We start from the raw sequence: 24,078 nt of genomic DNA, 5'->3' as shown, positions 1-24,078 counted from the left end.
TCCCGAGAGAGCGCCCGAGAGTCCCGAGAGTTGGAGGAACCCGCACAGTGACGATCCTTGGTATCGGCTTGGATCTGGTGTCCATCTCCGAATTCGCCGAACAGCTGGAACGCACCGGCACCACCATGATCCGGGAGAGTTTCACCGCCGGAGAGCGGCGCTACTGCCAGAGCAAGGGCACCGATCCGGCGCGCAGCTACGCCGCCCGCTGGGCCGCCAAGGAAGCGGTCATCAAGGCGTGGGCGTCGTCTCGCTTCGCGCGCAGCCCGCAGGTGGGCGACAATCCGTACCCGCTGATCGAGGTCGTCAACGACGCCTGGGGCCGGCCCAGCATCAAATTGCACGGGCTGGCAGCGGAATTCCTGCCCCGGGTGCGAGTTCACCTGTCGCTCACCCACGATGGCGACACGGCGGCCGCCATGGTGGTGCTGGAGGATCCCGGTGAACTAGCCGATCTGATCGAGGGCTGATTTCGGTTCGCGCCGGGCTCAGTTCGCATCCGGTTCGAAGGTCGTGCGCTGACCGCCGGAGCGGGATTCCTTCTCGGCGATCAGCAGATACGCGACCATCAGCCGCTTGAGCTCGGCCACCGCGTCCTCGTGGCTGAGGCCGTCCTGCACGGAGAAATTCAGCATCGAATACACCACGTGCACCAGCACCTGCGCCATCATCGAGCGCCGGCCGCGGGGCGTGCGCGGCATGAGCGGGCGCAGCATCTGCGAAACCGCTTCGGCGAACTCCTTTTCGTGGATCGCGCCGGTGGCCCGGGTGGACGGCGTGGACTGCATGGCCAGCCACACCTCGCGCCGGGACGGGTCGGTCATCCACAGATCGGCCAGATGGTCGACGAGCGCGTTCATGTGCCGCAGCCAGTCCATGGACGGTATCTCGCCGTGGAACTCGGAGAGCTCCTGGGAAACCGCAACCAGGTCTTGGCGATTCAGCTCGCAGACGATGACGTACTTGTTGGCGAAGAACTGGTACAGCGTGCCGATCGGGACTTCCGCACGGGAGGCGACCTCTTCACAGGTGAAGGATTCGAAACCGACCTCCACCAGCAGTTCTCGGGACGCGTGCAACAGGGCGTCGAATTTCCTCTTGCTCCGTTCCTGCGTCGGGCGGCGACGGGGCATGAGTTCTTGCGGATCGTCCTGCAGCTCCAACGCAGGGTCCGGTCGTCTGGTCGACCTGGCTCCCGTGCGCGCTTCCACGTTCAACAGCCTAGAGGTAGCGACACGCGGATGACACGCTGCGGTACTTCGTGTGTCCGTCTATCTGGGTGTTTTTGTACCCATCCGCGCCGGTCGCGGTGACGAACTTCCATCGCAGCTGCTTCCTGGCCGCACGTCCCAGGGGGCTTTATCTCATCGAGCGCGACGACTGTACGCGACGACGTTGGAAGGCTGATCTGTGGTTGCTTCTGCTGTTGTTCGATCCGCGGTGACCATCGGTGTCGCCACCGAGCGTGGCACCGTGCGCGCCGTGGCCCTGGCCGACGAGGGCGACAAGCTGCCCGAGCGCGTGGTGCTGGAACGCGTCGAGAAGGTCACCGGTGACACCAAGGCCGATCTGGCGGCGGCGGTCGAGGCCGCGCTGGAGGGCATTGCCGACAAGATGGGTCCCGAACGCGAGATCGTGGGCGCGGCCGTCGCGTATCGCGATGCCGCCGAGCGCCGCGCCATTGTCACGCGGCTGGCGGCCGGGCCGTGGCACGATGCCTCGTTGGTGTCCGCCAAGTCCGCGCACCTGTCGGTGGCGCGGGCCATGACGTGGGTGGACGAGTTCGAGGATCTGGCCATCTGCGAGGTGGTGCCCGGCTTCCAGGCCTTCTCGCTCATCGATCCCGACCGCGCGCGGGTGCTCGCCGCGGTCACCCTCACCGGCGGCGCCACCACCGACGAGGCCATGCGCGCCGCCGTCACCGCCGCCTGGGACCAGTTCGACGCCGCCGGGGTGAAGCCGGACGCGGTGGTGCTGATCGGTTCGGCCGCAAGCGAACCCGCCGTGGTCGCCGCCCTCGAGGCCGGCTTCGGCGCGCCCGTCATCCCGTGCTCGGTCGCCGCGAGCGCACCGGCCATCGGCGCGGCGCTCACCGCCCTGCCCGAAACCGAGTTCGCCGGCGAGGCCGCCGAGCGGATTCGCCGGGCGCGCGGCACCGCCGCCCTGTTCGCGGCCGCGAGCGTGCTGGCGGGCGGGCTGGTGACCGGCGGCGTGTACGCGGCGAGCAATAACTCCAAGACGGTGCCGGAGCCGGTGCTCGCCGACTCCCGGGTCTCCGCCAATGCGACCACCGCCCCCGAGCGGCCCATCGGTGATCCGGTGGCGCCGGACACCGGTTCCGCCGGTGACATCGTCGAGGGTCTGCCGGGTGTGGAACCCGCGCCCACCGATGCGGAGACGCCGGTGGAGGAGCCGCTGCCGGTGGCCGAGCCGGAGATCGTGACCATCGATCCGGCGACGCTCAACTGGGGCCCGGATCCGAGTGCGGAAGTGGCGCCCTCGAAGCCGCTGCTGCGATCGCAGCCCGAAGGCGAGACGGCGCACCACCCGGAGTCGATCATTCCCGCGCCCACCCACCCGGTCGGGTCGCCCACCGAGTCCGGGCTGTTCCCGGGCGAGACGGCGCCCCCGCCGTTAGGCACCCCCGAATTCGCGAAGTGGTGGGACAACCACTGGCGCATGATGCTGCAGTGGGCCGCCGAGATGCTGCCGCGCGTTTAGCGGGTACGGAGTGCTCCCCGCCCGTGCGGGGAGAAGTCGGAGTCTCGGCCGTTCAGGGCACAGCCGAGATTCGAGTCCCGGCCCCGCACGGGGCCGGGACTCAGCCGTCATCAGACCGACAGCTCGCGGCGCAGCTTGGCGACGTGGCCGGTGGCGCGCACGTTGTACTGCGCGACCTCGACCTTGCCGTTCTCGTCGATGAGGAATGTGGAGCGGATGACGCCGGTGACGGTCTTGCCGTACATGGTCTTCTCGCCGAACGCGCCGTAGGCGAGCAGCACTTCCTTGTCCGGATCCGACAGCAGTTCGAAGGTGAGCTGCTCGTTGTCCCGGAACTTGGCCAGCTTGGCGGGCTTATCGGGGGAGATGCCGATGACTTCGATCCCGGCCCCGTTCAGTTCGGCCAGGCTGTCGCGGAAATCGCAGGCCTGCTTGGTGCAGCCCGGCGTGCTCGCCGCGGGGTAGAAGTAGACGATCACCTTGCGGCCGCGGTAGTCCGACAGCGACACCTCTTTGCCGTCGGCATCGGGGAGAGTGAAGGCGGGCGCGGTATCGCCGGGACTGAGTCGGTGGTTCTCGGTCATGCCGACACCGTAGTGGACGGGCCGGACAGGGTGTGGGCGATACACTCCAGTGCAGGTCGGCCCGTGGATGACGGCGAGCGACCTCGAGACGACAATGCCGCCCGTGCGAGGCGGCTTCCAGACAGGAGTGTGACGTGGCGAGAGATACCGAGGCGATCGAACGGGAGATCGAGGCCGCGCGTAACCGGCTCGCGAGCACCCTCGACGAGCTGGCGGTGCGCGCCGACCCGCAGCGGCTGGCCGACAACACCAAGCACGCCCTGGTCGCGAAGGTGAACGAGCCCAAGATCAAGTACAGCCTGATCGGCGCGGGCGCCCTGATCGTCCTGCTGACGCTGGTGAAGATCTTCCGCCGCTGAGCGCGGCGAGAAAAGAAGCACCCGATGTCCATCAGGACATCGGGTGTTCTTCGTATTCGGGACGAACTAGACCGTGGGGCAGGCGAATCCATCGCCATCGGGGTCCAGGTGCGGACCGTAGCCCGGCTCGCCGCGGAAGAGCGGAGCCCGGCCGGCGGCCCGGGCCTCGTCGCAGTTCTTGAACGACCCACCGGCCGAACCGGTCTGAGCCAGGTTCGCCGACCCGGTGGCGCCGGAACCGGTGTCGATGGTGGACGAGCCGGTGCCGGACGAACCGGTGGGAACATCGGCGAAGGCAATGGCGGAAGGGGCTGCGAGGGTCGTCAGTCCCGCGACGCTGGCGGTGACGAGAAGCCGGCGAACGTTCATGTATTCCTCAATGTCGGCGCAATAGGTTGGTAGCGGCCCGGTTCGGCGCGGATGCCACCGCTGCGCGGAGGTTCGGCACGGTGGCCGGTCCGGGTCCGGCGTCTACTGTTCTGGCGGACCGTTGCATTGTCAACCGGATGGGCTATTTATCCTGGTAAATGACCTAATGCTGATTTGGAATATGTTCTGCCGGAATATGTCCCATTCGTCCGGCTCGAATATTCATATCGCCGCGGCGGTCGTTCCGTTTCCACCATTGGTGTCCATATCAACCAAGCGTAGTTAAGATGTATTCCATGACGCGCTGGCTGACCGATGAGGAACAGACGACCTGGCAGGCGTACATCCGGCTCCGGCAGCGCCTCGACGCCGCCATTGCCGCCGGATTGGCCGAGGACGGGCTCTCGCCGTCCGACTACGAAGTACTGGTGGCGCTCTCGGCGGCCGGCGGCACCATGCGCGCCAAGGAATTGGGCGCGGAGATCTGCTGGGACAAGAGCCGCTTGTCCAAGCATCTGACCCGAATGGCCACGCGCGGTCTTGTCGACCGCTGCCAGGCCGCCGACGACGCCCGGGGCCGGGAGGTGCACCTCACCGATGCGGGCCGCCTGGCGCTGGAAACCGCTGCGCCGAACCATGTTCTGCTGGTGCGGCGGTTGTTCATCGACGATATGACCGAGCGCGAGGCGGCGGCGCTGCGGTCGCTGGGGGAGAAGGTCGTGGCGGAGGTCGAGCGGACGGACCTGCCCGGCGGGGTCTGATATCCGCCCGGGGTATCAGTGCGACGGCTGAGCGCTGCCGGTCAGGCTCGCGAGATGCAGCCGGAGTACGGCCCGCATGGCGTCCGGATCGCGGCGATCGGGATCGACCACCGCGGCCAGGGCGAGTCCGTCCAATAGCGCTGCCAGCCGGTCGGTCTCGCGTTCGAGGTCGCCGGTCGCGCCGTGCAGCACCCCCGCGCCGGCCATTGCCGACAGCACGCGGTGTACCAGCGACCGTACGCCGGTCAGCGGCCGGACGGCCAGTTCGGCGAGCTCCGGTCGCGAGCGCGCGGCGGTGGTGAACGCCAGCCACACCGCCGATTCCTCGAAGCGGGGCTCGTCGAGGGGGAGTAGTTCGAGCAGGATGCGTTCGGCGTGGCTGCCCGGGACCCTGGGCGGCGCGGCCCCGCTGTCCGGGAAGAACTCCGCGAGATGGCGCAGCACCCGGTCGGTCACCCGGGAATCGAGTTCCGCGAGTGCGAAACTCAGCAGTTCGGCGTGGCTGCCGAAATAGTGGCGTACCGAGCCGATGGCCAGCCCGGCCTCCGCTGCGACGCGGCGCAGCGAGGCGCTCTCGACGCCCTCGTGGGCCACGACCCGGAATACCGCGTCGGCGACGGCCTTTCGGCGTTCGGTCGGATCCACGATCTTGGGCATGGGCAGCGATCCTACGTTCTCGCTCGGGCCGGGGATCCGGTCGGCACCCGGTGCGATTGTTTTTATAGCACGCACAAGCTATTTTAAATGGCATGTCCGTGCTATTTCGTGAATCGCGGGGGGTCGCCCGATGAGTACGCCGCTGATCATCGCCATCGGGACCGGTCTGCTGATCTACGTGATCGTCAAGCGGTTCGCGGGCGAGCCGCTCAATGCCAGGGACACCGCCGTGCCGCCGATCGTCTTGCTGGCCATCGGGATTCACGGTCTGATACAGCACCACCCGACCGGCGCGGACCTCGCGTGGATCATCGCCGGATCGCTGATCGGGTTCGGATTCGGCGCGGCACGCGGCACCACCATCCGGCTGCTCACCCGCGACGGCGTGCTGTGGCAGCGATACACGGTGTGGACGCTGGCCGTCTGGATGGTCTCGCTCGCGGTGAACGCGGGCGTGAGCATTCTGAGCGCGCACTTGGGCGCACACGAGGACGTGCGGCCGATGCAGCTGGCCATCGGCGTGAGCCTGCTCGGTGAGGCGCTCACGCTCGGCCTGCGCGGGCTGGCGACCGGTTATCCGTTCGCGCCGGAGCGCGTCGTGCGGACGGGATCGGCATTGGAGCCCATTCCGGCTGCGCGACAGCGACTTCGCGGATCCTTGGATCAGCGGCGGGTGCGTTCCGCGCTGGACGAGTGGAATCGGACCGGTAACGCGCGTTCGGCGCTGGACCGGTGGAGTGAGGCGGGTGATGCCGCTCGTCATCCCGGCGTGGGTTTGGCCGGGATCTCCGACGACGTGGTGGATTCCGGCCACAAGCGCGCCGGAATGACGAAGCGAACTCTCGACTGAGCGCCCGCCTACTCCGCGGGTTTGCTGAACTGGGCGCGCTTCCAGTCGCCGAACGGTTCGTCGCGTTCGCGCACGGCTTCGCGGAAACCGGCTGTGGCGGCGCGCATCTGGAAGGCGTAGCCCTCGCGGGTGTGGCGGGAGATGCCGTCGAAGACCGTGCTGATCATGCCGGAGGTCGCCACGCCCTGGCTCAGCAGCGCGCTGTTGAGGGCCAGCTTCGCCATGACGAGCTGGTTGATGGGGACCTGCGAAATGCGGTGCAGCAGATCCTCGGTGCGGTCGTCGAGGTCCTCGGCGGGCGGGGCCTCGATGGCCAGGCCCCATTCGGCGGCCTGGGTGCCGCTGAGGCTGTCGCCGGTGAAGAGCAGGCGTTTGGCGCGCTGATCGCCGACGCGGTGCGCCCACATGCCGGCCGCGGGAATGCCCCAGGTGCGGGTGGGCGGGTAGCCGAAGCGGGCGTCCTCGGCGCAGATGATCTGATCGGCGAACAGGGCGATATCGGTGCCGCCCGCGATGGCGAAGCCGTGCACCTTGGCCACCGTCGGCTTATTGGCGTGCAGCAGACTGGAGAAACCGCGGTTGAAGCGCGACATCATGGCGTAGTCGACCATGGGATCCCAAGTGCCCCAGGGATTGTGATTGCGGCCCTGGACGACGGGGTCGAGCACGGTGCCCTCCGCCGGCTGTGCGCCCGGGGTGGGCTCGAAGCCGTTCTCGGCGAAGATCGACAGGTCGTATCCGCCGCAGAATCCCTTACCGCGCCCGCTGACCACGATCACGTGCACGCGCGGGTCCAGATCGGCCCGCTCGACCGCGGCGGCCAGCTCGACCGGGGTGTCCGAGGTGATGGCATTGCCCTGCTCGGGGCGGTTGAAGGTGATTCGCGCGATCCGGCCCGTCACCTCGTAAGTCAGTGTGCGGCCGGTGAATTCGCCCGCCGGCTCGGGGCGGTCGGCGAACAGCGAGTCGTCCCCGCCGGTCAGGTCATCGCGCCAGGCGGCCGGCCGGGTCCCGGCGTGGTTCTCGTAATCGGGTGACACTCAAGCAGTGAACCCCGGTTCATTTCTTGCTGTCAAGGGCCGGGCGCCCCGCGATTCGCCCTACTCCCAGGGCTTGACCGGCGGTTTCACCCACAGGATCTTCTCGTCGGAATGTTCTCGCCGCGCCGCCGGATGGTCCGGGTGGCGCGCGGCCCAGGCGTCCTTCTCGGCCAGCAGCCGCGCCACCGCCTGCCAGGTCTCGTCGGTGCTCGGCGGATTGGCGTCGGCCGCGCGCGCCAGCTTGCGGCGCTGCGGCATGGGCAGCTCCAGCAGCTCCGGGCCGGTAATGCCGCGCGCCCAGATGTAGGCCGCCAGTCGTCGGGCCTTCTCCGCACGGCTGCGGCTCGCGTGATCGGAGTGTGCGTAGTCGGCCATATCGCAACCCCGCAGGTCAAAGTGGTTCGTTCTGGTGCCCGACCCTACCGCAGCGGGCCGACACCTCCGGCCGGGCCTAGTGGTCGGGCCGGGTCAGCAGGTCGATGACCGTGCGCTGATAGCCGATCAGATCGCGGCGGGACGGCGGGGCGCCGGACTGGGAGCGGGTGAGCTCGAACCAGCCGAGGTAGGCGCCATAGGCCAGGCGGGCGCGATGGCGGGACTGGGTGGGGGTGAGCTTCATCTCGCGAAAACAGCGTTCCAGGAAGGTGAGTCGCTTCTGCTGCACGCGATCGAGGTAGGGGCGCACCACGGGATCGCTGCCCGCGGAGACCAGCGCCAGGTCCACCGGACGCACCGGATCCTCGTCGTCCATGGCGACGACCAGCAGCTTGCGCAGGCGCTCCACCGGATCCCCGAGGGTCCCGAGCTGCTCGATGAGCGCATCGGTCATCTCGCGTTCCCAATGCTCGAGGGTGGCGGTGAGCAGGGCCTCGCGATTGGAGAAATGCCAGTAGAAGCTGCCCTTCGTGGTCCCGAGCCGGGTGGCCAGCGGCTCGACGGCGACCCCTTTGGTCCCGTTCTCGGCAATGGCCAGCAGGGCGGCCTGGATCCAGTTCTCTCTCGACAATGCCACGAACCATACGCTACCGTATGGGCAGCGACCATACGGTAGCGTATGGTGAGACAGCCGGAGATTCCAATGACGACAATCCGCAAGAAGACGCTGTGGTCCGATCTCGCGCTGCGCCGCCGCGCGTGGCGGCCCGACCCCCGCACCGCCCGCCGCGCCGGCTGGACCAGCGCCGCCGCCCTGGCCGGTATCGCGGGCATTCACCTCGCCTGGGCGCTGGGCTGGCGCTGGCCCGGCCACGACGACGCCACCCTCGCCCAGCGCGTCGTCGGTCCCAACTCCGAACTCCCCTCGGCCGGACTGACTTACGTGGTCGCCGGGCTGCTCGTCGCCGCCGCGGGGGCGGTGGGCGCGGCCACCGTCGACGACCGCCGGTTGCCGCGCCTGGCCGCGTGGGGTGTGGCCGGAGTCCTCGGGGCGCGCGGCGTGGCCGGTGCCGGCTCGGCCGTGGCGGCCGGGTTCGACGAGATCTACTGGACGCTGGAGCTGGCCGTCTACGCGCCGTTGTGCCTGGCCCTGGCGGCCGGTGCGGGACTGGCCGCGCAATCGTCGTTCGCGCGCAGCGCGTCGATCGCCGGATAGGCCCGGGGGGAGGGGAGGTGCTGCCGCGTGGCCCGACGCGGCAGCACCGTCCCGGGCGATGCGCGGCCGACTTGGCGCGAGTGGCGGCGATTGCGGCCCGGTTGCGGCTACCGTGAACGTATGCCGGACACCGGAATCGGACCCGCGGACCTCGTCATCGCCCGGGCCACGCCCGCCGAATGGGCGACCGTGAAGGAATGGGCTGCCGCGGAGGGCTGGAATCCGGGGGAGCGGGACGCCGGCGCGTTCTTCGCCCAGGATCCGGAGGGATTCTTCCTCGGATATGTGGACGGCGCGCCCGTCTCCGCGATCTCGGTGGTCAACTACGGGAGCGACTACGCCTTCCTGGGGTTCTATCTCGTGCGGCCCGATCTGCGCGGGCTGGGGCTCGGCATGGTGACCTGGCAGGCCGGTCTCGAGCACGCCGGTCACCGGGTCGTCGGGCTCGACGGGGTGCCCGATCAACAGGACAACTACCGGCGGAGCGGATTCGAACTCGCTTACCACAGTGCGCGATTCGTGGGCATTCCGGATCTGCCGCCACCGGATTCGACCGTGCGCGCGCTGGAGCCCGGCGATATTCCGGCCCTGCATCGCTACGACTCCGCCTGCCTGCCGGCCGATCGGCCGGAATTCCTGTCGGCCTGGCTCGCCGAATCCGGTCATCGCACGGTCGTGCGCATCGTGGACGGCACGCTGACCGGCTTCGCGACCTCCCGCCCGGCGCGGGACGAGGTGCGGGTGGGTCCGTTGTTCGCCGATTCCGATACCGATGCGCGCCAGCTGCTTTCGGCGCTGGCGGGAGGGGTCACACTGGCGGTGGATGTGCCGCTGTCCAATGATCGAGCCGTCTGGCTCATGCGGGAAGCCGGCCTGACCCCGAGCTTCGAAACCGCGCGGATGTACACCGGTCCGACTCGAACACACTGTACGGAAAAGGTTTTCGGGGTCACCACCCTCGAACTGGGCTGAGTTCTACAGCGGACGAATGGATTCGGCGAGCCGCAAGGCTGCCGACCGATCCACGGGCGCTGTGGAATTCCCGAGCCAGGTGATCCACCACCGCTGGTCGCCGTCCTGCACCACGGCCGCGTACACCTCCGCCTGCGCGCTGGCCGAACTCTCGAACTCGACACGGTAGAAGCATGACTTCCCGCTCACCGCACGGCCTTTCACGTCCTCGGTCTCGTTGTTCACCCGGCGGCCGGTGTCCGGGAAGAAGAACTCGCCCATCCCGGACGCGAGAAAGCACGCCGCCCGCCCGTTATCGGATTCCGCGGCGGCGAACAGCGATTCGTCGAGCCTCCCCAGCAGGATCATCCCGTCCGCATCCTCACCCGTCGGCTGCAGTGCGGCCTGCCCGAAGACGAGATTGTCGTCCCCGTCCTGTGGCACCGCCTCCCATCCGTCGGGCGGCACGAAGCTCATTCCGGCCGCGACGCTGGAGACTCGCCTCTGGTCGTCATGCCCCTGTCGCAACTCGGTGAATCCGAGATACCCGATCCCCGCCAGCGACCCGATCAAGGCGACCATGCAGAGCGCGATCACCCACCGCGCGGTGCGCGGTGACACGGACTCCTCCGGCGGCCGAACCTGATTCGGGTCCACCCCGCGAAGCTAGCAAAATCGCTGGTCACCGCCCCGCGCTGAGCACGGCGGCGCGCCGCACGGCTTGATCACGATCGGCCGCACCTGTCCGGGGTCCTCACCACGCCGCGGGCCGCACCCGCCCCGGCGTCACCACGTGCGTCAGCATATTGCGCAGTCCCACCACCGCGTCCGGTCCGAGCGTTCGCGCCCACCGGTCGGTGAACCGCGCGACAGCCGCATCCGCCGCCCGCGTACAAGCCCACCCTCGCTCGGTCAGCGTGATCAATCGCGCCCGCGCATCGTGCGGATGTGGATTCCGTTCCGCATACCCCTTTTTCACCAGCTCCTCGACCAACTGACTGGCCGCCTGCTTGGTCACCCCCAAATGCTCGGCGATCTCACCCACCGTCGCCCCGTCCGGCGCCATCCGCACGAACGCGAACCCGTGCGCCGGCCGCACATCGGTGAACCCCGCCGCCACGACGCCCGCGTGAATGGCATCGGTGACCTCCGCCGCGGCCGCGAGCAACAGCAGTGGCAGATCCCCAGCGAAACCGGTCATGCCCAAATCTTGACACTTGACAAGAAAGTCAACAAGCTTGACTATATAGACAAGTTACTTGACCAAAGGATTCGAACATGCCCATGACCCGCTCCGCCGACGCCCAATCCTTCGACCTGCACAACGCCCGCTTCACCTCCCTCGTCCGCCCGTCCCTCGGCAGCAGGGAACTCTGCACCTGGCGCGTCGAGGTGGCCCCCGGCACCGAGGGCGTCCCCCACACCATCCACCGCGAGGAGGTCTTCGTCCTGCTGCAGGGCTCGGCTGTCATCACCATCGACGGCGAACACTCCACCCTGTCCCCGGGCGACGCCGCCGTCGCCCTGGCAGGCTCCGCCATCGGCCTGAGCAACCCCACCGACCACCCCGCCACCGTCCTGGTCACCACCTCGGTCGGCTTCACCGGTGAACTGGCCGACGGCACCATCGTCAACCCGCCCTGGGTCAACTGATGCCCGATTCGCCTGCGCCATAACCTGCTCGCCGATCTCGCCGGTGGGGTGATGATGTTGTGGTGGGGCAGCTCTTGGTGCTGGTCAATGGATTGCCGGGGTCGGGGAAGACGACGCTGGGGCGATCGTTGGCGGTGGTGCTCGGGGGCTGCCTGTTATCGAAGGATGATGTGAAGGAGGCCCTGGCGGGGCGTGCCGATGAGCGTGTCGATGCGGCGGCGCTGGGGGGTCGGGCCATGGACATCATCTGGACGCTGGCTCGGGAGATCGCCGAGCCGGTGATCGTCGATTCGTGGTGGTTCAAGCCGCGGGATCTGGAGTTCGCGAGGGCGGGTATCGCCATCTCGGGGGCGAAGCGGGTTGTGGAGGTGTGGTGTGACCTGCCCGCCGAGGTGGCGAGGACCCGGTATGCGCGGCGCCGCCGGGCGGCGATTCATGCCGATGGCCGGCGGCTGGCCGAGGATTGGGAGCGGTGGGCGGTGTGGGGTGCGCCGCTCGGGGTCTGCCCCGTCGTTGTGGTGGATACGGGCCGTCCGGTCGGAATTATGGAGTTGGTGAATCGGATTCGGCATGCCGCCGACGGGGCGGGGCTATGACCACCGGGGGCGGCGGGGCTATGACCACCGTATTGCCGCCGAGGTGTTTCGCCCGGTACATCGCCGAATCCGAGGCGCGCATGAGGTGGCGGTGGGTGGCCTCGGTGTAGTTCGCGCCGGGGTGGGAGGCGTCGAAGACCGCCACGCCGACGCTGGCGGTGATGGGGGTGGGCAGGTTGGGCATGGTCTCGACCGCCCGGCGGAGTTGTTCGCCGACGGTGGCGGCGGGTTCACGCAAGTAGCCGACGACGACGAATTCCTCGCCGCCGGTGCGGGCGATGAGGGTTCTGGGTGCGGCGGTGGTGCGGAGGCGGTCGGCGGTGCGGACCAGGACCTCGTCGCCGAAGGGGTGGCCGAAGGTGTCGTTGACCGATTTGAAGCGGTCCAGGTCGAGGGTGGCGACGTAGGCGGTGCGGCGGTGGCAGCGGTCGATGTGGGCGAACAGATAGGAGTCGAGGCCGCGGCGGTTCAGCAGATGGGTGAGGGGATCGGTGAGAGCGTCCATGCGCAGCAGCCAGTGGCTGAACTGCATGAACGGCAGCATGACCCCGGCGACCACGAAGATGACCAGGACCACGGCGATGCCCTCGGCGAGGGTGAACATGCGGACCGCCAGGATCGTGCTCGCCAGCAGGGCCGCGCCGATATGGATCGCCAGCACGCGCGGGCCGTGGAACACCGTCACGTACGCGCCCATCGCCACGAGCAGCACGAGGCCCAGCACGCCGATGACCGGGTCGCGCACCACGAGGCTGTTGACGATCGCGTCGAGATCGAACAGCGCGATCCAGATCAGCGATTCGAACTCGCGCGGCCACGGCAGGAACCACCACCGGCAGGTCCAGATGCCCGCGACGGCCGCCTCCAGCAGCCCCTGCGCCACCCCGCCCCGGCCGGTCAGCTCGTGCTGGGAGACCATTGCCAGCAGGGCGATCGCGAGCATGACGATGCCGCCGGCGCCGAGCATGAACTTGAATCTGCTCAGCGCCGAATGGGATTCGAAGGTCTTGACCAAGCCGCGGTAGTCGACACGGTCTCGCCACCAGGCCCGGAACATCGATCGACCAGCTGTCATCGAGCGCCTCACGTCCGTTGGCGTACTACTCGACGGTAAGTCGCAGGCTAACCCGCCGCTATTGTGATCTCGATTACAGGGCGGATTCAGCTCTCCCTCGGATAGACCTTCACCACGGTGCCGTCCAGGTCGGCGGCCAGATACGCCGCGCCGCTGTAGGCATCGATCAGATAAACCATGATGGTCGGCCGATCGTCATTGAAGGTCCACGCCGGATCGACAATCACATACCGCATGGTCGCATCGGGCACATTGAGCTGCTGATCCGCCGCCTCGAGCAACCCCGGCAGCACACCCCAATCGATCGAACTCAACACCACCGTGGTCTCGCTCCCCGACAAGGTCCCACCCGGCCCCTGCTTGCTCACGCCCCCATCCCGATAGGTATAGCTGTCATACCGCTTCGACCCCGCCGAGATCGGCATCCCGGCATTGGCATACTCCGGATAGAAGGTCACCTCGCTGAATTCCTGCACCCCGGACGCATTCTCGAACGCCGCAACCACCTGCCGAATCCCATCAGGCGTAAGCAGATCCACGGCATTCCCCGATTTCGCCGCCGTGGTGACAACCGCACCCGCAGGCTGCCGACCACCCGGCGCCTGACTGGTCTCGGGGGACAGGCCCGGATTCGCCTGCGACCCGGACCGATCCGGCCACAACGCCACCGCCGCCACCAACCCCGCCACCACCACAACAGCCGCAACCCCAACCGGCACCCAACGCTTGCCTACCCTCGGGCGAACGACCTGCCTCGGTTCGGCTGCGGACGAAATCGGCGCGGATGCGGCAGGCGCCGGCCAGGGCGCGGACCCGCCGGGCGAAGGCCAAGGCGCGGACTCGGCAGGCGTCGACGGCAACGGCGCGGCGGCCCCGGCCGCCTGCGCGAGCATGGCGTCCGCCCGCTCGAGTGACGGCCGTCGATCCGGGTCTGTGACCAGGAGCGCCCGTAGCACGGGGGTGAGCGGCCCGGCCTGCCGCGGCGGCGGCACATCCCCCCGCACCACGGCCGCGAGCGTGGCGGCCGTCGTCTCCCGCCGCAGCGGGTGATAGCCCTCCACCGCGACATACAGCAGCAGCCCGAGCGACCACAGATCCGAGGCGGGATGTCCCTCCCGACTGTCGAGCCGTTCCGGCGCAACATAATCCAGCGACCCGACCACGCTCCCGGTCGAGGTGAGCCCATGCAACCCCTCGACAGCGGCAATCCCGAAATCGGTGAGCACCGGCGAACCATCCTCGCGCAACAGCACATTCGCCGGCTTGATATCCCGATGCAGCACCCCCACCGCATGCGCGGCCCGCAGCGCCGCCAGCATCCCCCGCCCCAGCTGCGCGACCTCGACCGCATTCATCGGCCCGTATTCGAGCCGATCAGCCAGACTCCGCCCCCGCACCAACTCCATCACGATCCACGGATGCGCCGACGCCGGACTGTCCACAATATGATGCACGGCCACCACATTGGGATGCCGAATCCGCGCCAGCGCCCGAGCCTCCCGCAACACCCGCTCCCGCTGCGCCGCCCCCGCCCCTCCCGTCCCGCCCTCCGCCGCCAACACTTCCTTCAACGCCACTTCCCGATGCAGCACCAGGTCATAGGCCCGCCACACCGTCCCCATCCCACCGCTACCCAGCGCCTCGAGCACCTCGAACCGCCCGTCGACCACCGTCCGCCCGGATTCCACCGCGCCAGCCTATGACCAACCCCACCCCCGCGCGAGGGGTCCGTCTCCAACCTGAAAGGCCCTGCAGCCGAGCAGGTAATGGTGCACCCCTCGTCGTGCACCATTACCTGCTGGGCGGTCTTATGGCAGTGCGACTCGGGTGCCTTCGGAGAACATCGAATCGTGGAATTCGATTGCGGTGGGGACGGTTCCGGGCGGTAAGTCGAAGGCGATGAGGACCGAGATCGTGTTGCCCGGGTTGATCTCGGTAAACAGGAGGTCGGGGGCATTGAGATTGACCTCTGCGCCGGTGTCGTTGGTGAACTCGCGGCCCTGGTCGTCGATCAGCTTCTGATTGTTGCCGAGGTAGCTTTGCGGGCCGGTGGCGATATTGGTGATGTTGACGTGCACCAGGACGTAGACGCCCTGGGCGGTCTTCGCGAGGTAGGGGTTGTCTCCGACGGATGGGACATCGCGGTCGACGCCGGTCACGAGGAATTCGAATCTGCCGTCGCGCACCGGGGTGCCGGCGGGGGCCGTGTCGTCTTCGGCGGCCGGCGCGGAACTGCCTGGGGCGTTGTTTATGGCGGTGTCCTTCATGGTCACCGCGACCAGCCCGAGGCATCCTCCGCACAGCAGGATGAGGCCCCCGATCGCGCCGAGTACGACCCACAGGACCGCGTTGCTGCGGCGTGGGGGCGGCGGGGGCGGAGCTTGGGGATATTGCCCCGGCGGGGGCTGCTGGTAGGTCATAACCGTGTGATAGCAAGATCGCATCGACGTGTTACGTGCGTCACGCTGTCGGCACTTCCCGGGCGCGATCCGGGCCACGGTTGCTAAATCGTTATGCACCAGTCGGATTCGCGGTTCGATGCCATGAGGGGCGGTTGGCCGGCGCGAGGTGGGCTCGGGAGCATTCGGTGGGCAACATGGAAGAAGGCCCCTCGGCGTGGTGCCGAGGGGCCTTCTTCTTGGTCTTGAAGTGCGCCATCAGGGACTTTGTCACACTTTGTCCGCCTACAGACTGGCTGTAGGGGTTCATGCGCCTGACGCTAGCCCTCGGATCGGGGCCGGTCAAGTGCGGTCTCGTTCTGCCTCAGCTTCGGTCGGGCACCCCGCTCACCGATTCGGCTGAGAAATGCCGAGGAGGCGGTCGCCGATCGTGGCCAGTGGTGAAATGAGGTCGGGTGGCGGAGTGGCGCGGGTGGTCAGGGCGATCTCGTTGCACATCGTCTGCGCCGCTTGGACGCGGATGCGGGCGGTGGCTTGGTTCCAGTCGGGGTGGACGCTGCGGACGAGGTCGACCCATTCGGCGATGTAGGCGTGCTGGGCGACGCGGGCGCGGTGGCGGGCGTCCTCGGGCAGGTGCACGGCCTCGGTGACGAGAAGCTGGACCAGGTCGGGGTTTTCGAAGGCGAAGGCGCGGTAGCTGTCGAAGAGACGGTGCAGACCGTCGGCGGGGTCGGTGGCGCGGGCCAGGGCGCGGGTCATGTCCATGCGCAACCAGGCGTCGCCGCGGAAGACGGCGGCCAGCAGGATGTCGGTCTTCGTGGCGAAGTGGTTGTAGAGACTGGGACCGGCGATGCCGACGGCCGCACCGATGTCGTCGATGCCCACCGCGGTGAAACCGTTGCGCGCGAAGAGCTTCGCGGCCTCGGTGAGGATGGTTTCACGGCGTGACCCGGTCGCGGTGAGTCCCGTGCGCGCGGGGGAGTGTGCCGCGGCGTCCGGCAGGTCGACGGGTGCGTCGATGGTCGCGCCGACCAATTCGGCGAGCAGTGCGGTCAAGCCGGGTTCGGGGAGCGAGAGGCTGTGGAACGACACGCTGTTGGCCACGGCCAGGGCGCAGCGCGCCAGCAGGTCGGCTGCGGCGGGGCGCAGGTCCGGACGGCGCTCGCCGACCAGTTCGGCCAGCCTGGCTCCGATCCGCTGGGTGACGGTGCGCAGTGCCGCGCGCTGGTCGGGGGAGAGATTGCGCGTCTCGCGCCGCCACAGCACACCGACCGAGCGGTGTTCGAGGGCAGCCGCGGCAAGCCGGGATTGGACGTCGGCGGCGGACGCGCTCGCGAGGGCGCTGTCCGTGTTCTCCAGGGCCGCCAGCACGACCGTGGCCAGCAGCTCCTGCTTACCGCGGAAGTGGCGGTAGAGCGCGGACGGTCCGATGGCGACGGCGTCGGCCACCTCGGCCATGCTCACCACCGCATAGCCCTTGCGGTAGAACAGATCCGCGGCCGCCGCCACGATGAGCTGACGCCGGTTTCCGGGTCGGGTGCCACGCGCGGGGGCGATGAGGGCCTGCTCGCCGGCCGCCTTTGCCATTCCGGTGCTACCTCCAGTCCTCGCGGTCACCGGCCGGGCCGGTGCCTCGTGGCACGCTACCGAATGCCCCTCGTCCCCCCGAGCGGCGAGGGGCATTCGTGCTCACAGTGAGCGGGCGACGAGTTCCTTCATGACCTCATTGGCTCCCGCGTAGATGCGCTGCACCCGGGCGTCGGCGTACATGCGCGCGATCGGGTATTCGAGCATGTAGCCGTAGCCGCCGAACAGCTGCACGCAGCGGTCGACGACCTGTCCCTGGATCTCGGTGCTGTACGCCTTGGCCATGGACGCCGTCGCGCCGTCCAGGTCGCCGCGCAGATGCCGGTGGACGCAGTCGTCGACGAAGACTCGTGACACCCGCGCGAGGGTGGCGCATTCGGCGAGTTCGAATCGCGTGTTCTGCATGTCGAACAGGGGTGCGCCGAAGGCCTTGCGCTCCTTGGTGTATCGCACCGTGAGCGCGACGGCGGCTTCTGTGGCCGCCGCCGCGCCCACGGCGATGACCAGGCGTTCGTGGGCCAGCTGCCGCATGAGGTAGCCGAAGCCCGCGCCCGCGTCCCCGAGCAGGTTGGCCGCGGGAACCCGGACATCGTCGAAGAACAGTTCGGCGGTGTCCTGGCCCTTCATCCCGACCTTGTCGAGCACCCGGCCCACCCGATAGCCGGGTGCGTCGGCGGTCTCGACCACGAGCAGCGAGATCCCCTTGGCTCCCGCCGCCGGATCGGTCTTGGCGACCACGATCACCAATCCGGCGTGCTTGCCATTGGAGATGAAGGTTTTGGCGCCGTTGATCACATAGTGGTCACCGTCGCGAATCGCGCTCGTGCGCAAAGCCTTCAGATCCGAGCCGGCACCCGGCTCGGTCATGGCGATGGCCCCGACCAGTTCACCGCCGGCCATGCGCGGCAGCCAGCGCAGCTTCTGCTCCTCGGTGCCGTAGGCGAGCAGGTAGTGCGCGACCAGTCCGCTGTGCACCATATTGCCGAATCCGGTGTCGCCCAGTCGATATTGAGCGTCGAATACCGCGAAGTCGTGTGCGAAGGTCCCGCCTCCGCCGCCGTACTGCTCGGGAATGGAGGTGCACAGCAGTCCGAGTTCGCCTGCCTTGTACCAGAATTCGCGATCCACGTACTTCTGCTCGGCGAAGCGCTCCTGATGCGGGAGCAGTTCGGCTTGGAAGAATTTGGTCGCCATGTCCCGCAGGGCGGCGACCTCGTCGTCGAGCCAGGGGGACCGGTGCTCGGTTGTGGTCATGCGCACCTCAGAAATTGAATCCGCCGCCGCAGACCAGGGTCTGCCCGCTGACGTAATCGGATTCGGGGGTGCAGAACAGATACACCGCACCCGCTGCTTCGCTCGGCACACCGGCGCGCCCCAGCGGGATCATGCGTTCCATGGCCGAGAGCAGGTCCGGGTTCACGCCCACCTTGAGCTGGCGGCCCTGCACGTCGATGGTGCTGTCGCCCGCCGCGCTGGCCTCGGTGAGACGGGTCTTGATGAATCCGAACGCGACCGCGTTGACGGTGACGTTGTAGCGGCCCCACTCCTTCGACAGCGTCTTGGTCAGACCGAGCACACCGGCCTTGGCGGAGGAGTAATTCGCCTGTCCCGCATTGCCTCCGGTGCCCGCGAGCGAGGAGATGTTGACGACCTTGCGGCACGGGATCGGCTCCCCGGCGTCCTTGGCGCGCTTCACCTGTGCCGCGATCACCGGCTGCGCGGCCCGCAGAATCCGGAACGGGGCCTTGAGGTGGACGTCGAGGATGGCGTCCCACTGCTCATCGGTCATCTTCTGGATGACCGAGTCCCAGGTGTATCCGGCATTGTTGACGATGATGTCCAGTCCGCCGAACCCCTCGACCGCCGTCTGGACGAAACGCTCGGCGAAGTCGTCGTCGGTGACACTGCCGGTGCACGCGATCGCCTGCCCCCCTGCGGCTTCGATCGCGGCGACGGTGTCCTTGGCCGGATCGGCGTCCAGATCGTTGACCACGACCCGGGCCCCTTCGGTAGCCAGCTTGAGCGCGATCTCACGCCCGATGCCGCGCCCCGAACCGGAGACGATGGCGACCTTGCCTTCGAGATTTCCCATGGCGTATCAGACCTTTCAGTGCAGCACGACGACGGCGTCGCCGGTGAGTGTGACGGTGCCGTCGTCGAGCGCGACGGTCAGTTCGACGGTGGCGCGGCGTTGGCCGTCCACCTCGTCGAGGGCGACGACTTTCCCTGTCGCGCTGGGCTGCCCGAGCACGGGCGTGAGGGCGGCGAATCGCACCCGGAACTCGCGCAGGCCCGCGGGCCCCACCCAGTCGGTGAGCAGTCTGCCCAGATAGGCCATGGACAGCATGCCGTGCGCGAAAACGTCGTCGAGCCCCCCGGATTTCGCGACGTCGATGTCGACGTGCATGGGGTTGTGATCGCCCGATGCCCCGGCGAACAGCGCCAGGGTGGTGCGCGAGATCGGGGCGAGGGTCAGGGCGGGCAGTTCGGTGCCGACCTCGATGGTTGCCGCGGTCACTTCGCTACCTCCGGATTGCGCACGACAAGAACGCTTTTCAGTTCGGCCACGAGCTCGCCGTCGGCTCGGGTGACGGTCGAGGTCTTCTCGATGAACTCGAGCGCCCCGCCCTTCTTGCTGTAGACGTTCCCGATGACGGGGGCGGCGGTGAGCACGTCACCGGCCACCGCCGTGGCGTGGTAGGTGAACGACTGTTCGCCGTGCAGGACGCGGCGCAGGTCCACGCCCAGGCCGGCCAGCCATTCGAACGGGTCCGGCTGCTCGAGTTCGATGCCGAACAGGAAGGTCGGGGGCACCGGCAGATTCGGGTATCCGGCCGCTCGCGCCGCCTCCGGGTCGGTGAAGACCGGATCGGTCTCGCCGATGGCCTTGGCGAAGAACCGCAACCGGCCCGCGTCCACGGTCAGGGTGGTGGGCGGCAACTGGGTGCCGATCACACTGGGATCCAAGGGCATTGATTCAGCTCACTTTCTCGTACAGGGTCACCACGGCCGCGCCGCCGAGCCCGATGTTGTGCTGTAGCGCCACCTTCAGGTCGCCCTCGACCTGCCGGGCCTCGGCCTGTCCGCGCAGTTGCCACACCAGTTCGGCGCACTGCGCCAAGCCGGTCGCGCCGAGTGGATGCCCCTTCGACAGCAGACCGCCGGAGGGGTTGGTGACCACGCGCCCGCCGTAGGTGTTGTCGCCGTCGTTGACGAACTTCTCCGCGGTGCCTTCGGGGGTGAGTCCGAGGGCCTCGTAGCTGAGCAGTTCGTTGGCGGTGAAGCAGTCGTGCAGCTCCACGACGCGAATATCGCCGGGGGACACCCCCGATGCCTCGTATACCTGCTGGGCGGCGGCTTTCGACATGTCGTAGCCGACGATCTTGGTCATATCCCTGTCGGCGAAGGTGGACGGCAGATCGGTTGTCATGGCCTGCGCCTTGATCACGATCGACGCGTCGAGGCCGTGGGCCTTGGCGAACTTCTCGCTCACCAGTACTGCGGCGGCCGCGCCGCAGGTGGGCGGACAGCACTGCAGGCGGGTCAGCGGCCCGTAGATGTGCGGCGAGGCGAGCACTTCCGAAACCGTCAGCGGATCGCGGAAGACCGCGTACGGGTTGTGGGCGGCGTGTGCGCGCGACTTCACCGAGATCTTGGCGAAGGTTTCCGGTGCGGTGCCGTACTTTTCGGCGTACTGCCGCCCCGCGCCACCGAACATCTGTGCGGCGAACGGTGATTCGTCGCGTTGCTGGATCTCGTCCATGACCGCGTCGAACCGGTCGAAGGGGCTGGGCCGATCGGTGTAGGCCATGGCCAGCGCACCGCGCTGCATCTGTTCGAAGCCGACGGCCAGGGCCACGTCCACGGCCCCGGACTCGACGGCCTGGCGGGCCAGGAACAGTGCTGATGAACCGGTCGAGCAGTTGTTGTTGACATTGACGACCGGGATGCCGGTCAGGCCGAGACCGTAGATCACGGTCTGCCCGGAGGTCGAATCGCCGTAGACGTATCCGGCGTAGGCCTGCTGGATCCGCTCGTATCCGATCCCCGCGTCGGCCAGCGCGGCCCGTGCCGCGGCGGTGCCCATCACGTCATAGGTCTCGGATCGGCTGGGCGTGGTGAAGGGAACCATCCCCACCCCGGCGACCACTGCGCGTCCACTCATGACTCGTCCCATCTTCTAGCTAGCGGTGATTCACTTAGTGAAGCGGATCGAGTCTGCCAATGCAAGAGTTGGCGTTCTAACTGCAATTTTATTCCGATTGCCGGACGTGATATCGGGGCTTGCCAAAAGATATGTGAGCGTAGTTACACTAGTCGCGATTCACATCACCGAACCAACGGAGGATCAATGGCGACCATCGGTGCAACGCTGCGCGCGACGGCGAAGCGGGTTCCGGATCGCACGGCGCTGGTATTCGGCGACTGTCGCTACACCTATGCCGAACTCGACGCCGAGGTCGATCGGGTTGCCGCAGTGCTCGCCGAGCACGGCATCGCCAAGGGTGACCGGCTGGCCCTGATGGCCACCAACTCCGATCGCTTCGTCATCGTCTTCTATGCCGCCCACCGGCTCGGCGCCCTCTTCGTGCCGATCAATCCGGCCTCCGCCGCGCCGGAGCTGGACTACCTGCTGCGCGACTCCGGCGCCGCCGCACTGGTTTTCGACGCCGCGGTAGCGCCGGTGGTGCGCAAGGCGGTCGAGAACGGGCTGCCCGAAGCGATCCGAGTCTTCGGCATGAGCGAAATCGACGGGTTCCCCGACCTTTTCGCGCTGGCCGCGGCCCATGACGGCGCTCCGATCGAGGTGGAGATCGCCGAATCCGACGACGCGCAGATCCTCTACACCTCCGGGACCACCGGAAATCCCAAGGGCGCGTTGTTCGATCACCATCGGGCGCTGTGGGTCGCCCTGAGCTGCATGGCGACCTGCGGGATGGCCGAGGGCGACCGTTTCCTGCACGTCGCACCGCTGTACCACGCCGCCGAGCTGTGCATCATGCTCATTCCCGGCACCCTGATCGGGGCAACGCACGTGGTGCACAACGGATTCGATCCGGCGCAGGTGCTCGACACCATGGAGCGCGAACGCATCACCATGTTCTTCGGCGTGCCGACCATGTACCAGTTCCTGCTGCGCCGGCCCGACGCCGCCGCGCGCGACCTGTCCGCGTGGCGCACCGGAATGTTCGGCGCCGCGCCCATGCCCGCCAGCGCGGTGGAGCAGTTGATCGAGACCTGGCCGGAGGTGAACTTCCTGCAGCTGTGCGGGCAGACCGAGGCCGGTCCGGGCGGCATCTTCAGCACCCGCGACCAGGTGCGTGAGCGGCCCGATGCCAGCGGGCGGCAAGCCCTGGTGATGATGCAGGCGCGCGTCGTCGATCCGGATGGCGGGGATGTCGCCGCCGGTGAGGTCGGTGAGCTCATCCTGCGCGGCGAAACCGTCATGAAGGGCTACTGGAACAAGCCCGAGGCCACCGCCGAGACTGTCCGCGACGGCTGGCTGCACACCGGCGACCTGGCTCGCCTCGACGCCGACGGCTATATGACCCTGGTGGACCGGCTCAAGGACCTGATCATCACCGGCGGCCGCAATGTGTACTCCATCGAGGTGGAGAACGCCATCGCCGCGCATCCGGCCATTGTCGACTCGGCGGTCATCGGGCGCTCCCACCCCGAGTACGGGGAGAGCATCGTCGCCGTGGTCGTTCTCGCCGAGGGCGCGGAACTCGGCCTCGAGGAGCTGCGCGAGTTCTGCGCCGAGCGCATCGCGAGCTACAAGCTGCCCCATGACCTGGTCATCGTCGGGGCCATCCCGCGCAATCCGTCCGGGAAGATCCTCAAGCGCGACCTGCGTGATCGGCTCACGGCGATCGAGCAACCTTAAATTAATAGAAGATGATTCTATTTTCATAGCGCGAATCGTATAGTGAAGCGCACCCGGGGCGGCGGACAAGCCCCCGGCGAGAGAAGGACCGATCGTGCCGCACACCACCGAAAAGCTGCCCAGACGGGCAGGCTTGCTCACCGACTGGCTCTCCGGCCGTCGCACCGCCTCCGCCCGGCTGCTCGGCCCGGCCGACGTCGCCGGATTCCGGCACGCACAGGGCCTGGGCTTTCGCTGCGCGCAGGCCGTCGCCGAGCACCTGCGCCCCGGCTGGACCGAAGCGCAGACCGGTAGCTGGATGATCGAATGGCTCTACGACCACGGCGTGAAAACCATGCTGCACAAGCCGATCGCGGTCTTCCACGAGCGCACCCTCGCCCCGGACGGCGAGTGGGGCCCGGTCACCAAGGGCGCCGGGGCGACCCTGCGCGAGCAGGACGTGGTCATCCTCGATTGCGCACCCGTGGTCGAGGGCTACACCGGCGACATCGCCTACACCGTGAGTGTGGGTCACAACCCCGAACTCGAACGGGCGCAGGACTTCCTGACGGATCTGCGCGCGGCCATCCCCGCGCATTTCGCCGATCCGGCACTGGCCTCCGACGTGTTCGAGTGGGTGGATGACGAGATCCGGGCCGCCGGTTACGGCAATGCCGCCGCCGGATACCCGAATCATGTACTCGGCCATCGCGTCTACCATCACGGCCGTGTGGCGAGCAGCCTGAAATGGTTCCTGCCCGAACCGATCGTGGGCTACGTGCCCAGCTGGCACGGCCTCGGGTTTCTCGGAACCGCGGTGAGCCGGCTGTTGTTCCCGGAAGTGCTCGGCCCACAGCACTCCGGCCCCAAGACGGGCATCTGGGCCATCGAACCGCATGTGCGCGCCGACGGTTTCGGCGCCAAGTTCGAGGAACTGCTGGTGGTGGAGGACGACCGGGCCTACTGGCTCGACGACCTGAGCCAGCGCCGCATCGTCATCAACGCCTGACAGCTGTTGC

Annotated in this window: 29 protein-coding genes; 11 read left to right on the top strand and 18 right to left on the bottom strand. The window is 68.0% G+C overall.

All coding sequences use genetic code 11. The features are described from left to right. The first annotated feature begins 47 nt into the window (after window positions 1-47). A complete protein-coding gene (locus ACFVIV_RS28270) occupies window positions 48-470 on the top strand; it encodes a holo-ACP synthase (RefSeq protein ID WP_379201406.1) in 423 nt (140 codons plus the stop codon). Window positions 471-488: 18 nt separating this feature from the next. Here the strand turns inward: ACFVIV_RS28270 and ACFVIV_RS28265 are convergent, their stop codons facing one another. Continuing rightward, window positions 489-1,133 (bottom strand): TetR family transcriptional regulator, encoded by a 645-nt coding sequence (locus ACFVIV_RS28265; RefSeq protein WP_379201550.1) that lies wholly within the window; start codon window positions 1,131-1,133, stop codon window positions 489-491. A gap of 307 nt (window positions 1,134-1,440) precedes the next feature. Here ACFVIV_RS28265 and ACFVIV_RS28260 point away from each other — a divergent pair, with 307 nt between their 5' ends. Next, window positions 1,441-2,721: a hypothetical protein gene (locus tag ACFVIV_RS28260; RefSeq protein ID WP_379201404.1), complete on the top strand. Its 1,281-nt coding sequence runs from the start codon at window positions 1,441-1,443 to the stop codon at window positions 2,719-2,721. Between the two features lie 110 nt (window positions 2,722-2,831). Here ACFVIV_RS28260 and bcp read toward each other — a convergent pair whose 3' ends face one another. Further along, the gene (bcp, locus tag ACFVIV_RS28255; protein WP_379201402.1) at window positions 2,832-3,305 is read right to left on the bottom strand and encodes a thioredoxin-dependent thiol peroxidase; all 474 of its coding nucleotides are present in this window, start codon (window positions 3,303-3,305) and stop codon (window positions 2,832-2,834) included. 134 nt (window positions 3,306-3,439) lie between these two features. Between bcp and ACFVIV_RS28250 the strand changes: the two genes are divergently transcribed. Beyond that, window positions 3,440-3,664: a DUF3618 domain-containing protein gene (locus tag ACFVIV_RS28250; protein ID WP_067539893.1), complete on the top strand. Its 225-nt coding sequence runs from the start codon at window positions 3,440-3,442 to the stop codon at window positions 3,662-3,664. 66 nt (window positions 3,665-3,730) lie between these two features. On the opposite strand, the gene ACFVIV_RS28245 is transcribed toward ACFVIV_RS28250, so the two are convergent. After that, window positions 3,731-4,033, bottom strand: a complete 303-nt coding sequence (locus ACFVIV_RS28245) for an excalibur calcium-binding domain-containing protein (RefSeq protein WP_379201400.1) — start codon at window positions 4,031-4,033, stop codon at window positions 3,731-3,733. 296 nt (window positions 4,034-4,329) lie between these two features. On the opposite strand from ACFVIV_RS28245, the gene ACFVIV_RS28240 reads away from it, so the two are divergent. Then, window positions 4,330-4,794: a MarR family winged helix-turn-helix transcriptional regulator gene (locus tag ACFVIV_RS28240; RefSeq protein ID WP_379201398.1), complete on the top strand. Its 465-nt coding sequence runs from the start codon at window positions 4,330-4,332 to the stop codon at window positions 4,792-4,794. 15 nt (window positions 4,795-4,809) lie between these two features. Here the strand turns inward: ACFVIV_RS28240 and ACFVIV_RS28235 are convergent, their stop codons facing one another. Beyond that, window positions 4,810-5,451 (bottom strand): TetR/AcrR family transcriptional regulator, encoded by a 642-nt coding sequence (locus ACFVIV_RS28235; protein ID WP_379201396.1) that lies wholly within the window; start codon window positions 5,449-5,451, stop codon window positions 4,810-4,812. 130 nt (window positions 5,452-5,581) lie between these two features. On the opposite strand from ACFVIV_RS28235, the gene ACFVIV_RS28230 reads away from it, so the two are divergent. Next, window positions 5,582-6,301 (top strand): hypothetical protein, encoded by a 720-nt coding sequence (locus tag ACFVIV_RS28230; protein ID WP_379201395.1) that lies wholly within the window; start codon window positions 5,582-5,584, stop codon window positions 6,299-6,301. A gap of 8 nt (window positions 6,302-6,309) precedes the next feature. Here ACFVIV_RS28230 and ACFVIV_RS28225 read toward each other — a convergent pair whose 3' ends face one another. The 3 genes from ACFVIV_RS28225 to ACFVIV_RS28215 all read right to left on the bottom strand — a co-directional run bounded on the left by ACFVIV_RS28225 (window position 6,310) and on the right by ACFVIV_RS28215 (window position 8,353). Then, a complete protein-coding gene (locus ACFVIV_RS28225) occupies window positions 6,310-7,341 on the bottom strand; it encodes a crotonase/enoyl-CoA hydratase family protein (protein WP_379201393.1) in 1,032 nt (343 codons plus the stop codon). A 60-nt stretch (window positions 7,342-7,401) separates the two neighbouring features. Beyond that, window positions 7,402-7,716, bottom strand: a complete 315-nt coding sequence (locus tag ACFVIV_RS28220; protein ID WP_379201391.1) for a hypothetical protein — start codon at window positions 7,714-7,716, stop codon at window positions 7,402-7,404. A 76-nt stretch (window positions 7,717-7,792) separates the two neighbouring features. Further along, a complete protein-coding gene (locus ACFVIV_RS28215) occupies window positions 7,793-8,353 on the bottom strand; it encodes a TetR/AcrR family transcriptional regulator (RefSeq protein WP_379201389.1) in 561 nt (186 codons plus the stop codon). 66 nt (window positions 8,354-8,419) lie between these two features. On the opposite strand from ACFVIV_RS28215, the gene ACFVIV_RS28210 reads away from it, so the two are divergent. Together ACFVIV_RS28210 and ACFVIV_RS28205 are read left to right on the top strand one after the other, a co-directional pair. Further along, on the top strand, window positions 8,420-8,932 hold the full coding sequence (locus ACFVIV_RS28210) for a DUF3995 domain-containing protein (RefSeq protein WP_379201387.1): 513 nt from the start codon (window positions 8,420-8,422) through the stop codon (window positions 8,930-8,932). Between the two features lie 120 nt (window positions 8,933-9,052). Beyond that, window positions 9,053-9,904 carry a GNAT family N-acetyltransferase gene (locus ACFVIV_RS28205; RefSeq protein WP_379201385.1) on the top strand — a complete coding sequence of 284 codons (852 nt, stop codon included), beginning with the start codon at window positions 9,053-9,055 and terminating at the stop codon, window positions 9,902-9,904. Window positions 9,905-9,907: 3 nt separating this feature from the next. On the opposite strand, the gene ACFVIV_RS28200 is transcribed toward ACFVIV_RS28205, so the two are convergent. Both ACFVIV_RS28200 and ACFVIV_RS28195 read right to left on the bottom strand, forming a co-directional pair. Beyond that, window positions 9,908-10,504: an APA family fibronectin-binding glycoprotein gene (locus tag ACFVIV_RS28200; protein ID WP_379201383.1), complete on the bottom strand. Its 597-nt coding sequence runs from the start codon at window positions 10,502-10,504 to the stop codon at window positions 9,908-9,910. A 133-nt stretch (window positions 10,505-10,637) separates the two neighbouring features. After that, window positions 10,638-11,084 carry a MarR family winged helix-turn-helix transcriptional regulator gene (locus ACFVIV_RS28195; RefSeq protein WP_379201381.1) on the bottom strand — a complete coding sequence of 149 codons (447 nt, stop codon included), beginning with the start codon at window positions 11,082-11,084 and terminating at the stop codon, window positions 10,638-10,640. A 77-nt stretch (window positions 11,085-11,161) separates the two neighbouring features. Between ACFVIV_RS28195 and ACFVIV_RS28190 the strand changes: the two genes are divergently transcribed. After that, on the top strand, window positions 11,162-11,536 hold the full coding sequence (locus ACFVIV_RS28190; RefSeq protein WP_379201379.1) for a cupin domain-containing protein: 375 nt from the start codon (window positions 11,162-11,164) through the stop codon (window positions 11,534-11,536). A 59-nt stretch (window positions 11,537-11,595) separates the two neighbouring features. Beyond that, on the top strand, window positions 11,596-12,132 hold the full coding sequence (locus ACFVIV_RS28185; protein ID WP_379201377.1) for an AAA family ATPase: 537 nt from the start codon (window positions 11,596-11,598) through the stop codon (window positions 12,130-12,132). On the opposite strand, the gene ACFVIV_RS28180 is transcribed toward ACFVIV_RS28185, so the two are convergent. The 9 genes from ACFVIV_RS28180 to ACFVIV_RS28140 form a co-directional block, all read right to left on the bottom strand. Beyond that, window positions 12,080-13,207, bottom strand: a complete 1,128-nt coding sequence (locus ACFVIV_RS28180; protein ID WP_379201375.1) for a diguanylate cyclase domain-containing protein — start codon at window positions 13,205-13,207, stop codon at window positions 12,080-12,082. The genes ACFVIV_RS28185 and ACFVIV_RS28180 overlap by 53 nt on opposite strands. 86 nt (window positions 13,208-13,293) lie before the next feature. Beyond that, a complete protein-coding gene (locus tag ACFVIV_RS28175) occupies window positions 13,294-14,895 on the bottom strand; it encodes a serine/threonine-protein kinase (protein ID WP_379201373.1) in 1,602 nt (533 codons plus the stop codon). 120 nt (window positions 14,896-15,015) lie between these two features. Then, window positions 15,016-15,627 (bottom strand): DUF4352 domain-containing protein, encoded by a 612-nt coding sequence (locus ACFVIV_RS28170; RefSeq protein ID WP_379201371.1) that lies wholly within the window; start codon window positions 15,625-15,627, stop codon window positions 15,016-15,018. 366 nt (window positions 15,628-15,993) lie between these two features. After that, entirely contained in the window at window positions 15,994-17,193 is a 1,200-nt protein-coding gene (locus ACFVIV_RS28165; protein ID WP_379201369.1) for a TetR/AcrR family transcriptional regulator, read from the bottom strand. Window positions 17,194-17,295: 102 nt separating this feature from the next. Beyond that, window positions 17,296-18,447, bottom strand: a complete 1,152-nt coding sequence (locus ACFVIV_RS28160) for an acyl-CoA dehydrogenase family protein (protein ID WP_379201367.1) — start codon at window positions 18,445-18,447, stop codon at window positions 17,296-17,298. 7 nt (window positions 18,448-18,454) lie between these two features. Beyond that, window positions 18,455-19,285 carry an SDR family NAD(P)-dependent oxidoreductase gene (locus ACFVIV_RS28155; RefSeq protein WP_379201365.1) on the bottom strand — a complete coding sequence of 277 codons (831 nt, stop codon included), beginning with the start codon at window positions 19,283-19,285 and terminating at the stop codon, window positions 18,455-18,457. A gap of 15 nt (window positions 19,286-19,300) precedes the next feature. Beyond that, window positions 19,301-19,696, bottom strand: coding sequence for a MaoC/PaaZ C-terminal domain-containing protein (locus ACFVIV_RS28150; protein ID WP_379201548.1), 396 nt, complete (start codon window positions 19,694-19,696; stop codon window positions 19,301-19,303). Between the two features lie 11 nt (window positions 19,697-19,707). After that, window positions 19,708-20,166 (bottom strand): MaoC family dehydratase N-terminal domain-containing protein, encoded by a 459-nt coding sequence (locus tag ACFVIV_RS28145; protein WP_379201363.1) that lies wholly within the window; start codon window positions 20,164-20,166, stop codon window positions 19,708-19,710. A 4-nt stretch (window positions 20,167-20,170) separates the two neighbouring features. After that, window positions 20,171-21,358: a lipid-transfer protein gene (locus tag ACFVIV_RS28140; RefSeq protein ID WP_379201361.1), complete on the bottom strand. Its 1,188-nt coding sequence runs from the start codon at window positions 21,356-21,358 to the stop codon at window positions 20,171-20,173. Window positions 21,359-21,544: 186 nt separating this feature from the next. Here ACFVIV_RS28140 and ACFVIV_RS28135 point away from each other — a divergent pair, with 186 nt between their 5' ends. Together ACFVIV_RS28135 and ACFVIV_RS28130 are read left to right on the top strand one after the other, a co-directional pair. After that, window positions 21,545-23,080 carry a class I adenylate-forming enzyme family protein gene (locus ACFVIV_RS28135; RefSeq protein ID WP_379201359.1) on the top strand — a complete coding sequence of 512 codons (1,536 nt, stop codon included), beginning with the start codon at window positions 21,545-21,547 and terminating at the stop codon, window positions 23,078-23,080. A gap of 94 nt (window positions 23,081-23,174) precedes the next feature. Further along, on the top strand, window positions 23,175-24,068 hold the full coding sequence (locus ACFVIV_RS28130; RefSeq protein ID WP_379201357.1) for a M24 family metallopeptidase: 894 nt from the start codon (window positions 23,175-23,177) through the stop codon (window positions 24,066-24,068). The last annotated feature ends 10 nt before the right edge of the window (window positions 24,069-24,078 follow it).

The sequence above is a fragment of the Nocardia sp. NPDC127526 genome (assembly GCF_042672265.1).
Classification (GTDB): Bacteria; Actinomycetota; Actinomycetes; order Mycobacteriales; family Mycobacteriaceae; genus Nocardia.
This window is presented reverse-complemented; position numbering and strand designations above follow the sequence as displayed.

Coding starts and splice junctions, on each gene's coding strand:
- ACFVIV_RS28145 (WP_379201363.1), bottom strand. CDS start 20,166: ATGCCCTTGGATCCCAGTGTGATCGGCACCCAGTTGCCGCCCACCACC.
- ACFVIV_RS28160 (WP_379201367.1), bottom strand. CDS start 18,447: ATGACCACAACCGAGCACCGGTCCCCCTGGCTCGACGACGAGGTCGCC.
- ACFVIV_RS28170 (WP_379201371.1), bottom strand. CDS start 15,627: ATGACCTACCAGCAGCCCCCGCCGGGGCAATATCCCCAAGCTCCGCCC.
- ACFVIV_RS28135 (WP_379201359.1), top strand. CDS start 21,545: ATGGCGACCATCGGTGCAACGCTGCGCGCGACGGCGAAGCGGGTTCCG.
- ACFVIV_RS28155 (WP_379201365.1), bottom strand. CDS start 19,285: ATGGGAAATCTCGAAGGCAAGGTCGCCATCGTCTCCGGTTCGGGGCGC.
- ACFVIV_RS28195 (WP_379201381.1), bottom strand. CDS start 11,084: ATGACCGGTTTCGCTGGGGATCTGCCACTGCTGTTGCTCGCGGCCGCG.
- ACFVIV_RS28165 (WP_379201369.1), bottom strand. CDS start 17,193: ATGGCAAAGGCGGCCGGCGAGCAGGCCCTCATCGCCCCCGCGCGTGGC.
- bcp (WP_379201402.1), bottom strand. CDS start 3,305: ATGACCGAGAACCACCGACTCAGTCCCGGCGATACCGCGCCCGCCTTC.
- ACFVIV_RS28265 (WP_379201550.1), bottom strand. CDS start 1,133: ATGCCCCGTCGCCGCCCGACGCAGGAACGGAGCAAGAGGAAATTCGAC.
- ACFVIV_RS28205 (WP_379201385.1), top strand. CDS start 9,053: ATGCCGGACACCGGAATCGGACCCGCGGACCTCGTCATCGCCCGGGCC.
- ACFVIV_RS28140 (WP_379201361.1), bottom strand. CDS start 21,358: ATGAGTGGACGCGCAGTGGTCGCCGGGGTGGGGATGGTTCCCTTCACC.
- ACFVIV_RS28220 (WP_379201391.1), bottom strand. CDS start 7,716: ATGGCCGACTACGCACACTCCGATCACGCGAGCCGCAGCCGTGCGGAG.
- ACFVIV_RS28230 (WP_379201395.1), top strand. CDS start 5,582: ATGAGTACGCCGCTGATCATCGCCATCGGGACCGGTCTGCTGATCTAC.
- ACFVIV_RS28190 (WP_379201379.1), top strand. CDS start 11,162: ATGCCCATGACCCGCTCCGCCGACGCCCAATCCTTCGACCTGCACAAC.
- ACFVIV_RS28235 (WP_379201396.1), bottom strand. CDS start 5,451: ATGCCCAAGATCGTGGATCCGACCGAACGCCGAAAGGCCGTCGCCGAC.
- ACFVIV_RS28180 (WP_379201375.1), bottom strand. CDS start 13,207: ATGACAGCTGGTCGATCGATGTTCCGGGCCTGGTGGCGAGACCGTGTC.
- ACFVIV_RS28245 (WP_379201400.1), bottom strand. CDS start 4,033: ATGAACGTTCGCCGGCTTCTCGTCACCGCCAGCGTCGCGGGACTGACG.
- ACFVIV_RS28240 (WP_379201398.1), top strand. CDS start 4,330: ATGACGCGCTGGCTGACCGATGAGGAACAGACGACCTGGCAGGCGTAC.
- ACFVIV_RS28210 (WP_379201387.1), top strand. CDS start 8,420: ATGACGACAATCCGCAAGAAGACGCTGTGGTCCGATCTCGCGCTGCGC.